We start from the raw sequence: 11,722 nt of genomic DNA on the forward strand, positions 1-11,722 counted from the left end.
CATGTACAGAGCACTGTTACTGGTTGGCTGCCTGCTCCTCGGCAGTTGTGGCAACGTCGGTGTCGAGCACTATGCCAAGGAGCAACCAAAACTCGACCTGGCGGCATTCTTCTCACGACCGGTGCAAGCCTGGGGGATGTTCCAGAAGCGTTCCGGCGAGGTGGTGAAGCGCTTTCACGTGCGTATCGACAGCCGCCGCGACGGTGAGCGGCTGATCCTCGATGAGCATTTTCTGTACAGCGATGGCACGCGTCAGCAGCGAACCTGGACGCTGGTGCCGGAAGGTGCGGGCCGCTGGCGAGGAACAGCGGGTGACGTGATCGGTGAGGCCCGTGGCGAATCGGCCGGTAATGCGCTGCGCTGGCGCTACCGGCTGGACCTGCCGGTAGACGGGGAGCATTGGCAGGTGGACCTGGACGACTGGATGTACCTGATGGATGAAGACACCCTGATCAACCGCTCGAGCATGAGCAAACTGGGCGTGGAGATTGGGCAGATCACGCTGTTCTTCCGCCGCTTGCCGGAGGGCACACCATGAACCTGAATGCGCTTACTCAACGGGTTACGGCCGGTGAAGTCAGAGAGCTTGAACTGCTGTCGCTCGAAGGTGGCTTCTACATCCTCCGCGCACTGACCGGTGCCGGCCCGGTCACGTTGATTGATGATCATGGTCAGCCCGTTCGCCTGCGCTCCACCACCGAGCTGCGCCACTTGTTGGCCGAGCTGCCACCGGTGCCGTGCATGCTGGTGCAGCAGGTGGTGCATGATGAAATGTGTGGGCAGCGTGACGGACCTATCGCGCCGCTGCGGGTGCCCGTGACGCTGACGACCCAATGGTAGCCCGGCCCCCGCGGCTGGGGTTGGTGCTCGGTGACCAACTGTCGTTCGACCTGGCAAGCCTGGGGGCCCTGGACCCTACCCGCGACGCTATTCTGATGGCGGAAGTGGAGGGCGAGGCCCGCTACGTGCCGCATCATCCGCTGAAGATCATCCTCATCTTCAGTGCCATGCGGCATTTCGCAAAGGCGCTGCGGGAGCGGGGTTGGCAGGTGCACTATGTCGAGCTTATCGCTGCCGGCAACAGCGGTAGCATTGCGGGCGAGCTGCGTCGCTGGCAGCAGGCATTGGGCGCCACGCACATCCACCTGACAGAGTGCGGTGAATGGCGCCTGGAGCAGGCGCTACGCGATGCGCAGCTGCCGCTTGTGTGGCACCGCGATACGCGCTTTTTGTGCTCGCGTGAAGCCTTCGCGCGGTGGGCGCAGGGGCGTAAGCAGCTGCGCATGGAGCATTTCTACCGCGGCATGCGCAAGCGTTGCGGGTTGCTGTTGGAGGCCGATGGCAGCCCCGCAGGCGGTGCCTGGAATTTTGATGGGGACAACCGCAAGCCGTTGCCGCGCCAGTTGCGAGGGCCGTTCGCTGCGCAGTTTGAGCCAGACGCGATCACGACAGCGGTAGTGGCCTTGGTTCGGCAGCGTTTCAGTGACCATTACGGGGCCGTGGACGGGTTCAACTACCCCGTGACCCATGAGCAGGCTCATCAGCTCTGGCAGCATTTTCTCGATTTCGGCCTGGCGGCGTTCGGTGACTACCAGGACGCCATGGCAGAAGGCGAACCGTACCTGTTCCATGCGCGCATCAGCGCGGCACTCAACATTGGCCTTCTGGATGTGCGTTGCCTGTGCGACGACGTCGACAAGGCGTGGCGTGAGGGGCGGGTGCCGCTGAATGCCGCCGAAGGCTTCATCCGCCAGTTGATTGGCTGGCGCGAGTATGTGCATGGCATCTACTGGCTGCGCATGCCTGAGTATGCCGGGCTCAATCATCTGGGTAACCAGCGTGCCTTACCGGAATTCTACTGGACGGGCGCCACCCGCATGCGCTGCATGGCGCAAACCATCGGGCAGACGTTGCGCTTGGGTTACGCCCACCACATCCAGCGGCTGATGGTCACCGGTAATTTCGCCCTGTTGGCCGGCATCGTGCCAGACGCCATTTGCGAGTGGTATTTGGCGGTGTATATGGATGCCTTCGACTGGGTCGAACTGCCTAACACGCTGGGAATGGTCATGCATGCAGACGGTGGGTACCTGGGGTCGAAACCGTACTGTGCCAGTGGTCGTTACATCCAGCGGATGTCCGACCATTGCAAGGCGTGCAGCTACAAGGTCGACCATGTGGTCGAGGAGGATGCCTGCCCATTCAATGCCTTGTACTGGCATTTTCTGATACGTCACCGCGCTCAGCTGTCGGCCAATCCACGCCTGGTCATGGTCTACCGTAACCTGGACGGCATGCCGCCTGGCCATCGCGAAGCGGTGTGGTTGCGTGGTCAGTCACTGCTGGCGCGGCTGGATGCTGGCGAGGTGGTATGAAAAAGAGCCTGCTGCCCAGCAAAACCTGCGTGGTATGTGGCCGACCCTTCAATTGGCGCAAGCGCTGGGCACGCTGCTGGGCCGAGGTGCGCTATTGCTCCGAACGCTGCCGCCGGTCAGCGCCGCGCCGCGATGTGCAGTAGTAATGGCAGGGCCAGGGCCCACACCGGCATAAGCAACAAGCCGGTTTCAATCACACCCAGCGGCAGGCCGACCCCCGCCAACCTGGCGCCACCGACGTAGGCCATTGGGGCGCCAAGGGCGCCCAGCAACGCGCCGCGCCAGTAAGGCCGGCCGGCCCAGGCCAGGCTATGGCGAAGGCCGCTGGCCAGCACCCACCACAGCAATACCAGCCACAAGGGCAGGGGCCACGTATCGAAGCTGAATACGCCCAGTGCCCCGAGCACGCTATCCAGCACGCAGCCGCCCAATGCGACACGCAACAATGCCTTGACTTCTACCTTGTAGTCCGGGCAGAGCCACAGGTGTATGGCCAGGCCGAGTGGCACCAGCAGCAACAACCCAGGGTACCGAGCGCCCAGCACGCAAGCCCACCAACCGGCCTGCAACCAGAGTGCATTGGCGATCAGCCAGCTGCTGGGCATCATTCACCGGCCGGACAAAAATGGGCGTCGAGATTGCCCCTTTCAAGATTATTGAAGGGCTTGGCGAATGGCTGAAAAACGGACATGTTTGGCTCCAGATGATCCTCAAGCAACAGTGAACTGTTGAAGGATATAGCTGAAGCCTATGACTAAATTTGTACAAGTCAACGAAGTTGTACAGCTTTTATTCAGTCCTGGGCTCACTCAACGGGTACGTAAGTGAGCGATTTCCGCTTGCAGTTCGCGAACCCGCTGTTCGGTGTTCATTTTGATACTGAATGACCGGATGAGTGCTACGAAGGAACCTATTCCGCTTTTCAGTCAAGCTGCCCAAGGCCGACACGCATGCGGGCCAGTGCTGACCTTGTAACGTCGCTAGCGCAGTGCGTCTGATCCACAGACGGTGTCTAGCATGGACTGGCAGCGTTGGGTATAGGACTGTGCAAACAGCCTGTACCTCGATGGCTTCCTTTTGAAAGTGTGAAACATTCTTAAGGATTGATTAACCATGGGCACGCCCTTCGCCTCGGTAACATGCCGTTCTTTTTTCCTGCGGAGAACGTTCCAATGCGTCGAATGCTGCCCTTTGCTGCCCTGCTAATTACGTCAATCGCCTGCTCGGCTGCTGACGCCGCGCAAGCAGGCGCTCAAACGCTGACCGTCCTGAGTTCAGGCGGCATCATGGGCGCTATCCGGGAAGTGGCCCCAATCTATCAGAAGAAGTTCGGTGTGAAGCTGGAAGTACTTGCCGCGCCCTCTATGGGGGAGACCCCACAGGCTGTCCCGAATAGGCTCGCCCGCGGTGAGCAGGCGGATGTTGTCCTGATGGTGGGCTCGGCGCTAGACAACCTGGTGGCCGACGGCCAAGCGGACAAAACCAGCCGCGTCGATCTTGGGAAATCGTTCATCGCCATGGCCGTACGCAAGGGCGAACCGAAGCCGGATATCAGCACCATGCAGGGATTGCGCACGGTGCTGCAAAACAGCAGCGCTGTCGCCTACTCTGACAGCGCGAGCGGGGTATACCTCTCCAAGACCCTGTTTCCTCGCATGCAGCTCGGTGAACAGTTCGAGGCTAAGGCTCACATGATACCGGCTGAACCCGTCGGTGCAGTGGTCGCGCGCGGCCAGGCGCAGATCGGCTTTCAACAGCTAAGCGAGCTCAAGCCGGTAAAGGGCATCGACATCGTTGGTTTGATCCCGGCCGAAGCGCAGAAAATGACAATGTATTCGGGCGCGGTCGTCAGTAAGAGCCAACATCATGCCGCAGCCCAGGCGCTACTCGACTACCTTGCCTCGCCACAAGCCGACGCCGCGATCGAAGACAGTGGTCTGACGCCACTGCCTCATACCGCCAGCTAACCATACATGCGGGCGCCGATACCGAGGCTGTAGCGTACTTACGACCAGCTGAACCGCCCAGGCTCTGCAAATACCTTTAACATGGCTCAGCACTTGGGCCGGTCGTTGAAAGAGACTTGTATGGAGCTGCGTCAACTTCGCTATTTTCTGGGTGTATTGGAGTACGGCAGCCTGGGCAGGGCTGCGGTCGAGCTTGGGGTTGGCGCCTCTGCATTGAGCCAGCAACTGTCGAAGCTGGAGGGTGAATTAAGTACCCGGCTTTTGACACGTTCGAGTACCGGCGTCTCCCCGACGGCAGCGGGCCTGGCCTTCGAATACCATGCTCGCCTGGCGCTGCGCCAGGCAGAACATGCCGTCCTGGCGGCACAAAGCGGGCGCATGAGCGGCTATGCCAGCGTGGGGCTGGCACCGACCACGGCGTCGATTCTAGGCCTGGCATTGATCGACAGGATGCGCGAACGCTATCCCAACATTCGTCTGCACCTGGTGGAAATGCTATCTGGCTATCTGACCAACCAACTCAATACCAGGCACCTTGACCTGGCGGTGTTGTTTCAGACGGAAACAGGGCCGCGATTAGAGGTGCGGGCGCTTTTGACAGAGCGACTGTTCGTGCTGGTTCCTGCGCCGCTGGTCAACGCTGAGTGGGGCGAGTCGTTAACACTGGAGCAGATCGCGACGCTACCCTTGGTGATGCCCAGTACACAGCATGGTTTGCGCACGACAATGCGCTCGATTTTCGAACGGGCGGGGCTAGAGACCCGCATCGTCATGGAAGTCGATGGCCTGTCGTTATTGATGGATTGCGTCTGTGCCGGGCATGCCGCCACCATTCAGCCTGGCGCGACGGTGGCCCGGGCGCATCAGGCTGGCTTGCGCGTGTTCGCTATCGATGAAGCACAGGCGCAGCGTCGCAATGTGATTGTCAGCCTGACCGATGACGAGCTTTCGCCTGCCGCGTTGGCGACACGGATCGTATTGCAGGATGTCGCCCGGGACTTGGTGGAACAGGGCCGATGGCCTGGGGCCCGGTTGCTTTGACCCAGGCTCGGGGGCCTCTCACCCAACCCCTTTAGTAAAACTAAATGCCTCCCCTCGGCGATCGCGTTTCGCACCCTCCGGGCACTGATTAAAGTCCGTGGCCACGAAGAGCCCCCGAACATTCGGCTCTTCGCGACCTGGAGGCAAAATGATCGATGTGTTAGTCATCGGAGGGGGCAATGCCGCCCTCTGTGCCGCGCTGATGGCGCGCGAGGCCGGAGCCAGCGTGCTGCTGCTCGAGGCTGCACCCCGCGCCTGGCGGGGTGGCAATTCGCAACATACGCGTAACTTGCGGTGCATGCATGATGCCCCGCAGGACGTGCTGGTGGAGGCGTACCCGGAAGAAGAGTTCTGGCAGGATCTGCTGAAGGTAACCGGTGGCCAGACTGACGAGAAGCTCGCGCGCCTGGTGATTCGCGCGTCCTCTAATTGCCGCGGGTGGATGCGCCGTCATGGCGTGCATTTTCAGCCGTCGTTGTCTGGTGCGCTGCACACCGCACGGACCAATGCCTTTTTCATGGGCGGCGGCAAGGCGCTGGTCAATGCCTACTACCGTAGCGCCGAAAACCTCGGGGTACAGATTCGCTACGACTCACCGGTGGCCGACATCGAACTGCAGGGCGGTCGCTTCGTTGCGGCCCATGTGCCAGCGCGTGAGTCCCACGGGCGACAGCTGCCTGCCGAGCGCATCGAAGCGCGCAGTTGCGTCCTCGCCGCCGGCGGCTTCGAGTCCAATCGCCAATGGTTGCGTGAGGCCTGGGGGCAGAACGAGCGAGGGGAGTGGCCTTCGGACAATTTCCTGATTCGCGGTACGCGTTTCAATGACGGCGTGCTGTTGCGCCGCATGATCGAAAAGGGCGCTGACAAGATTGGCGACCCGACACAGGCGCACATGGTGGCGATCGATGCCCGTGCCCCCCTGTACGACGGGGGTATCTGCACCCGTATCGATTGCGTGTCGCTGGGCGTGGTGGTCAACCGCGACGGTGAACGCTTCTACGATGAGGGCGAGGATTTTTGGCCCAAGCGCTATGCCATCTGGGGGCGCTTGGTGGCACATCAGCCGGGGCAGGTTGGTTTTTCGATCATCGACCAGAAAGCGCTCGGTCGGTTCATGCCGCCGGTTTTCCCAGGCACTGCCGCCGACAGCCTGGAGGCGTTGGCCGGCTTGCTGGGTTTGCCCGTGCAGGCCTTCGTTGAAACCGTGCGTGCCTACAACCGTGCCTGCCAGGTGGGAACCTTCGATCACACGCGCCTTGACGACTGCCACACCGTGGGCCTCGAACCGGCTAAAAGCCACTGGGCGCGCCCGCTCGATACCCCGCCTTACTACGGGTACCCCCTGCGTCCTGGCGTGACCTTTACCTACTTGGGGCTGCGCACCGACGAAACCGCCGCGGTTCACTTCGATGGGCGCCCCAGCCCGAACCTTTTCGTCGCCGGCGAGATGATGGCGGGCAACGTGTTGGGCAAGGGTTACACCGCAGGTGTCGGCATGTCCATCGGCACCGCTTTCGGCCGCATCGCCGGGACCAGCGCCGCGGCAGCGGCAGGACACGTCTATCCAGAACAAGAGAATCGCCATGACCGCACAACTGCCTGAACCACGCCAACCGGATGCCGCCCAGCCGGGCCTTGCACTGATCCCGGTACTGAACCTGGAAGAGCAGGAAGTCGATCGGCAAATGCGGATCTGTAACGCCTGCCGATACTGCGAAGGTTTCTGCGCTGTGTTCCCGGCGATGACCCGCAGGCTGGAGTTCGGCAAGGCCGATATCCATTACCTGGCCAACCTTTGCCACAACTGCGGCGCCTGCCTGCACGCCTGCCAGTATGCTCAGCCCCACGAATTTGCCGTGAACGTGCCACAGGCGATGGCCAGAGTGCGCGGGCAGACATATGCCGATTACGCCTGGCCGCCCCTCTTTGGTCGACTGTATCGGCACAACGGCACCTTTGTCGCCGGTGCTTTGGTAATCGCGTTGTCACTGTTCTTGCTGCTGACGTTGTACGTCAACGGCACGTTGCTGCCGGGGCGGTTGGCGGGGAACTTCTATGCTGTCTTCCCGCACAACACCTTGGCCTTGATGTTCGGCGGTGTCTTTGCCGCGGCAGCGGTGGCGCTGACGGTGGCGATACGGCGTTTCTGGCGCTCGGTCTCGCCTGCCGAGGCCCTGGCGCAACCGGCCAAGGGGGCAGTGTTCGAGGCCTCGAGCGCGGCGTTGACCCTGAAGTACCTGGACGGTGGGCATGGCCAAGGCTGCACTGATGTCGATGATCGATACACGCTCTGGCGCCGTCGTTTCCATCATTTCACCTTCTACGGCTTCCTGTTGTGCTTCGCTGCCACTGTGGTCGCTACCGGGTACCACTACCTATTGGGCCAGCAGGCGCCGTATCCATTGCTGAGTGCACCGGTGCTGCTGGGAACCTTGGGTGGTGTTGGCCTGATCATCGGGCCGGCCGGGCTTCTGATGCTCAACCTTCGCAGGGCACCGGAGCAGGGCGATGTTGCTCAGCGCCCCATGGACCGGGCTTTCATCCTGCTTCTGCTGCTGGTCAGCGCTACTGGCCTTGCCTTGCTGGGCCTGCGTGATACTGCAGCGATGGCAATTGCGCTGGCGATTCACTTGGGTGCGGTGATGGCGCTATTCATCACGCTGCCATACGGCAAGTTCGCCCATGGCCTGTTCCGCAGCGCCGCACTGCTCAAATTTGCGATCGAAAAGCGCCGGCCCAACCCACTGGGTTTGGGGGAGGAATGAGCCATGAACGCAGCCCGTAATTACCCTGCGTTGCGTCAGGCCGGAAGACGCGCATTGCTTTCAACGGTTCGGCCATTTGTCCAACAAGATCGACACAAACTTTTCCGCGGCGGGCGACAGAGACGCCCCTCGGCGATAGACCAATCCCAGTGTACGGGTTACCTGCGGGTCGATGAGCGGCACGCTGACCAGCGTCGGGTGGTCGGCGCTTGGCATGGCCAGGCTAGGCATGGCCGACACGCCCAGCCCGGCCTCGACCATGCCCAGCGAGGTGGACAGGTGCTGAACCTCATAGAACCACTTTGGCCGCAGGTTGAGCCCGGACAGCGCATGGTCCAGCAGCATGCGGTTGCCGCTCAGGCGGCCTACGCCGATCAGCCGGTAGTCGGCCAGCTCTGTCCAGGTGACGGAGTCACGGTTCGCCAACGGGTGGTCTCTTCTGCAGGCCAGGACGAAATGTTCCTGCACCAGGGAGACGAACTCGATGTCTGGGTGCTGGCCGCTCATCATGTTGATGCCGAAGTCCGCCTCACCCCGCAGCACGGCTTCGAGCCCGTCATTGGCGCTGAGGTCCAGCAGGCGAATACGGATCTTCGGGTACTGCTCGTTGTAGTCGCGGATGACCGACGGCAAAAAATAGAACGCTGCCGTCGGGATACAGGCAAGGGTGACCTGGCCACTCTGTCGTTCGGCGAGTTCGCGAATGCTCAGGATCGAATCTTCGAAGTCATCCAGCAAGCGCCTGGCCTTGGGCAAAAAGTCCCGCCCGACGCTGGTGAGGCTAACGCGCCGGGTGGTGCGTTCCAGCAATGAGGTGCCTAGTCCTTCCTCGAGCTTCTTTATCCGCCGGCTGAGTGCCGGTTGGGACAGGTGCAAGGCTTCTGCAGCTTCATGGAAACTGCCCAGTTCGGCGATTTTAACGAAAGATCGAATGTCTTGAAGCTCATATTCCATCTGAGTTGACTCCCCAACCTTGGCCGCAAATTGATGTGTGAATCGCAATAATGCCTACGATATTTGCATTGGAATGATTTATACAGAGCTGTCAGTCTTGTGCCCACAACATCAATGATGTCCATTGATCAACAAGAGTGCAAAAATCATGCAACGAATTCCCTGCGTGCTCATGCGCGGTGGCACCTCTAAGGGGCCCTTTTTCCATGCATGGGATCTTCCTGCCAATGTGGTCGAACGCGACGAACTGCTGATCAACCTGATGGGTTCCGGGCATGAACTGGAAATCGACGGTATCGGCGGTGGTAGCCCTCAAACCAGCAAGGTCGCGATCGTCAGCCCTTCGCTGCATGCCGACGCCGACGTCGATTACCTCTTCGTCCAGGTCATGGTTGCCCAGCGCCGGGTCGATACTGCGCCCAACTGCGGCAACATGCTGTGCGCCGTTGGCCCGTTCGCCATTGAGCAAGGGCTGGTCAAGCCCCAGGATGGCAAGACCCTGGTACGCATCCGTAACTTGAACACCAACACCTTCGTCAACTCGCTGGTGGAAACACCTGGCGGGATCGTTCGATATGAAGGCCGTACGGCGATCGACGGGGTACCCGGTACTGCCGCCCCGGTACACCTGACCTTCCTCGATGCGGTGGGCAGCAAGACTGGCAAGCTGTTCCCGACTGGCCAGGCCCAGGATGTCATCGACGGTGTGCCAGTCACGTGCATCGACATGGCCATGCCGATGATGATCGTCGATGCCAGCCAGTTGGGTGTCACGGGTTCCGAGACTCCGGCGCAGTTGGATGCGGACACGCGCCTGCTGCAACGTTTGGAGGCGTTGCGCCTGAAGGCAGGCAAGGCGATGGGGCTGGGCGATGTCAGCGGCATGGTGATTCCAAAGCCAGTGTTGGTTTCTCCGGCGCGCTATGACGGCACGCTGCAGGTCCGCTACTTCATGCCCCATAACTGCCACCGCGCCCTGGCCATTACTGGTGCCATTGGCCTGGCGACTGCCTGCGTCAGCCCTGGCACGGTGATCTTGGACATGCTTGGGGATCAAGCCCAGCAATTGAAAGAGGTTCGTCTGGAGCACCCGAGCGGCGGTATCGACGTGGCGCTTACGCGCAGCGGTGCCGATGGCAAGACACTTCAGGCCTCCGTGGTGAGAACCGCACGCCGACTCTTTTCAGGCTTCGTCTACGCCCCGACCTTGCGCAGGATGGCAGGGTAGGAAGGGGCGGATCACGTTGGCAACCATCGCATCCGCACAATTTCAACAATGGGTGATGCCTCATGAAACTCGCGAAGTCACTGTATTTCCAGATCCTCTGCGCTGTCCTGCTGGGCGTGGTGGTTGGTCACTTCTGGGCGCAACAGGCCGTTGCGCTGAAGCCACTGGGTGATGCGTTCATCAAGCTGATCAAGATGATGATCGCCCCCGTGGTGTTCTGCACCATCGTCACCGGCATCGCCGGCATGACCGACAAGCGCTCCCTTGGGCGGTTGATGAGCAAGACCTTGCTGCTGTTCCTGGTATTGACGGTGGTCAGCCTGATCATTGGCCTGGGGGCGGTGTACCTGTTCCGTCCGGGTGTCGGCATGAACATCGATCCGGCTACGCTCAGCACTGTAGGCCTCAGCCAGTACACCGCCTCTGCGGCCAAGCTCAGTGTGGTCGATTTCTTCATGCACATCATTCCGGACACCTTCATGGGGGCGTTCAACAAGGGTGAAGTGCTGCCGGTGTTGTTCATCGCTGTACTGAGCGGCTTTGCTCTGTCATCAATGGGCGAGAAAGGCAAACCGGTACTCGATGTACTGGAGTCGGCCTCGACCATGGTGTTTCGTATCTTCGGCTACCTGATGCGCTTCGCCCCAATCGGCGCCTTCGGTGCACTGGCCTTCACTGTCGGGCAGTATGGCGTGACCTCCCTGGGCGCATTGGCCAAGCTGGTAGGTACACTCTATATCGCCTGCGCATTCTTCGTGCTGGTCGTGCTGGGGGGTATCTGCCGGGCGCACGGCTTCAGCCTGTGGAAGCTGCTGCGGTATTTTCGCGAGGAGTTTCTGGTGGTGCTCGGCACATCGTCGACCGAGCCCGTTCTGCCGCGCATGTTGGAAAAACTCGAGAAGCTTGGCTGCAAGAAAGGTGTGGTGGGGCTGGTGCTGCCAACCGGCTATTCCTTCAACCTCGACGGTACCGCCATCTACCTGTCACTGGCGGCGGTGTTCATCGCCCAGGCTTGCAACATCGATCTGACGTTGGGCCAAACGTTGACAATGCTGGCGATCATGCTGTTGTCGTCCAAAGGCGCTGCGGGCGTCACCGGCAGTGGCTTCGTGGCGCTGGCCTCGACGTTGACGGTTATTCACGACATCCCATTGGCAGGGCTTGCCTTGCTGATCGGTATTGATCGCTTCATGTCCGAAGCGCGTGCCCTGACTAGCCTGGCCAGCAATGCCGTGGCCACGGTGGTCATTTCACTGTCGGAGAACGCTTGTGATCGGGAAACCTTGCTGCGTCGCCTGAACGGCACCCCGGCAGCCCCGGGCGAAGCGGACACGGCGCAGGCCAGCTGGTCAGCCGAACCTCGGCATCACGGCTAATAGCCGCTTCCACCTC

12 protein-coding genes are annotated in these 11,722 nt (G+C 61.0%); 10 read left to right on the forward strand and 2 right to left on the reverse strand.

Annotated features, from left to right (window positions below; translation table 11 throughout):
* Position 1: 1 nt before the first annotated feature.
* From D886_RS0124920 to D886_RS28115, 4 genes are read left to right on the forward strand one after another with little or no spacing between them, the layout of a single operon-like run.
* Positions 2–538 (forward strand): DUF3833 domain-containing protein, encoded by a 537-nt coding sequence (locus tag D886_RS0124920; protein WP_027596490.1) that lies wholly within the window; start codon positions 2–4, stop codon positions 536–538.
* Complete coding sequence (locus D886_RS0124925; protein WP_027596491.1) at positions 535–840, forward strand: DUF6482 family protein; 306 nt, start codon at positions 535–537, stop codon at positions 838–840. The genes D886_RS0124920 and D886_RS0124925 overlap by 4 nt, the downstream gene beginning before the upstream one ends.
* Positions 834–2,375, forward strand: coding sequence for a cryptochrome/photolyase family protein (locus D886_RS0124930; RefSeq protein ID WP_027596492.1), 1,542 nt, complete (start codon positions 834–836; stop codon positions 2,373–2,375). The genes D886_RS0124925 and D886_RS0124930 overlap by 7 nt, the downstream gene beginning before the upstream one ends.
* The gene (locus D886_RS28115) at positions 2,372–2,518 is read left to right on the forward strand and encodes a DUF2256 domain-containing protein (RefSeq protein WP_081717559.1); all 147 of its coding nucleotides are present in this window, start codon (positions 2,372–2,374) and stop codon (positions 2,516–2,518) included. Before D886_RS0124930 ends, D886_RS28115 begins: the two co-directional genes overlap by 4 nt.
* Here the strand turns inward: D886_RS28115 and D886_RS0124940 are convergent.
* Positions 2,492–2,980: a DUF2878 domain-containing protein gene (locus tag D886_RS0124940; RefSeq protein WP_027596493.1), complete on the reverse strand. Its 489-nt coding sequence runs from the start codon at positions 2,978–2,980 to the stop codon at positions 2,492–2,494. The genes D886_RS28115 and D886_RS0124940 overlap by 27 nt on opposite strands.
* Positions 2,981–3,547: 567 nt before the next feature.
* Between D886_RS0124940 and D886_RS0124950 the strand changes: the two genes are divergently transcribed.
* From D886_RS0124950 to tcuB, 4 genes are all read left to right on the forward strand, one after another.
* Positions 3,548–4,342 carry a substrate-binding domain-containing protein gene (locus tag D886_RS0124950; RefSeq protein ID WP_027596494.1) on the forward strand — a complete coding sequence of 265 codons (795 nt, stop codon included), beginning with the start codon at positions 3,548–3,550 and terminating at the stop codon, positions 4,340–4,342.
* Positions 4,343–4,462: 120 nt separating this feature from the next.
* Entirely contained in the window at positions 4,463–5,383 is a 921-nt protein-coding gene (locus D886_RS0124955; protein ID WP_027596495.1) for a LysR family transcriptional regulator, read from the forward strand.
* A 148-nt stretch (positions 5,384–5,531) separates the two neighbouring features.
* Positions 5,532–6,986, forward strand: coding sequence for an FAD-dependent tricarballylate dehydrogenase TcuA (gene tcuA, locus D886_RS0124960; RefSeq protein WP_027596496.1), 1,455 nt, complete (start codon positions 5,532–5,534; stop codon positions 6,984–6,986).
* Entirely contained in the window at positions 6,967–8,148 is a 1,182-nt protein-coding gene (gene tcuB, locus D886_RS0124965) for a tricarballylate utilization 4Fe-4S protein TcuB (protein WP_027596497.1), read from the forward strand. Before tcuA ends, tcuB begins: the two co-directional genes overlap by 20 nt.
* Before the next feature lie 60 nt (positions 8,149–8,208).
* Here tcuB and D886_RS0124970 read toward each other — a convergent pair whose 3' ends face one another.
* Positions 8,209–9,102 (reverse strand): LysR family transcriptional regulator, encoded by an 894-nt coding sequence (locus tag D886_RS0124970; protein ID WP_027596498.1) that lies wholly within the window; start codon positions 9,100–9,102, stop codon positions 8,209–8,211.
* 148 nt (positions 9,103–9,250) lie between these two features.
* Between D886_RS0124970 and D886_RS0124975 the strand changes: the two genes are divergently transcribed.
* Together D886_RS0124975 and dctA are read left to right on the forward strand one after the other, a co-directional pair.
* Entirely contained in the window at positions 9,251–10,330 is a 1,080-nt protein-coding gene (locus D886_RS0124975) for a 4-oxalomesaconate tautomerase (protein WP_027596499.1), read from the forward strand.
* A 62-nt stretch (positions 10,331–10,392) separates the two neighbouring features.
* Positions 10,393–11,706, forward strand: coding sequence for a C4-dicarboxylate transporter DctA (dctA, locus tag D886_RS0124980; RefSeq protein WP_027596500.1), 1,314 nt, complete (start codon positions 10,393–10,395; stop codon positions 11,704–11,706).
* Positions 11,707–11,722: the final 16 nt, after the last annotated feature.

This window comes from Pseudomonas sp. LAIL14HWK12:I7 (assembly GCF_000483465.1).
Taxonomy (GTDB): domain Bacteria; phylum Pseudomonadota; class Gammaproteobacteria; order Pseudomonadales; family Pseudomonadaceae; genus Aquipseudomonas; species Aquipseudomonas kermanshahensis.

What these genes read in the sequence shown, in the direction of transcription:
- D886_RS0124920 (WP_027596490.1), top strand. Translation starts at nt 2, where the DNA reads ATGTACAGAGCACTGTTACTGGTTGGCTGCCTGCTCCTCGGCAGTTGT.
- D886_RS0124925 (WP_027596491.1), top strand. Translation starts at nt 535, where the DNA reads ATGAACCTGAATGCGCTTACTCAACGGGTTACGGCCGGTGAAGTCAGA.
- D886_RS0124930 (WP_027596492.1), top strand. Translation starts at nt 834, where the DNA reads ATGGTAGCCCGGCCCCCGCGGCTGGGGTTGGTGCTCGGTGACCAACTG.
- D886_RS28115 (WP_081717559.1), top strand. Translation starts at nt 2,372, where the DNA reads ATGAAAAAGAGCCTGCTGCCCAGCAAAACCTGCGTGGTATGTGGCCGA.
- D886_RS0124940 (WP_027596493.1), bottom strand. Translation starts at nt 2,980, where the DNA reads ATGCCCAGCAGCTGGCTGATCGCCAATGCACTCTGGTTGCAGGCCGGT.
- D886_RS0124950 (WP_027596494.1), top strand. Translation starts at nt 3,548, where the DNA reads ATGCGTCGAATGCTGCCCTTTGCTGCCCTGCTAATTACGTCAATCGCC.
- D886_RS0124955 (WP_027596495.1), top strand. Translation starts at nt 4,463, where the DNA reads ATGGAGCTGCGTCAACTTCGCTATTTTCTGGGTGTATTGGAGTACGGC.
- tcuA (WP_027596496.1), top strand. Translation starts at nt 5,532, where the DNA reads ATGATCGATGTGTTAGTCATCGGAGGGGGCAATGCCGCCCTCTGTGCC.
- tcuB (WP_027596497.1), top strand. Translation starts at nt 6,967, where the DNA reads ATGACCGCACAACTGCCTGAACCACGCCAACCGGATGCCGCCCAGCCG.
- D886_RS0124970 (WP_027596498.1), bottom strand. Translation starts at nt 9,102, where the DNA reads ATGGAATATGAGCTTCAAGACATTCGATCTTTCGTTAAAATCGCCGAA.
- D886_RS0124975 (WP_027596499.1), top strand. Translation starts at nt 9,251, where the DNA reads ATGCAACGAATTCCCTGCGTGCTCATGCGCGGTGGCACCTCTAAGGGG.
- dctA (WP_027596500.1), top strand. Translation starts at nt 10,393, where the DNA reads ATGAAACTCGCGAAGTCACTGTATTTCCAGATCCTCTGCGCTGTCCTG.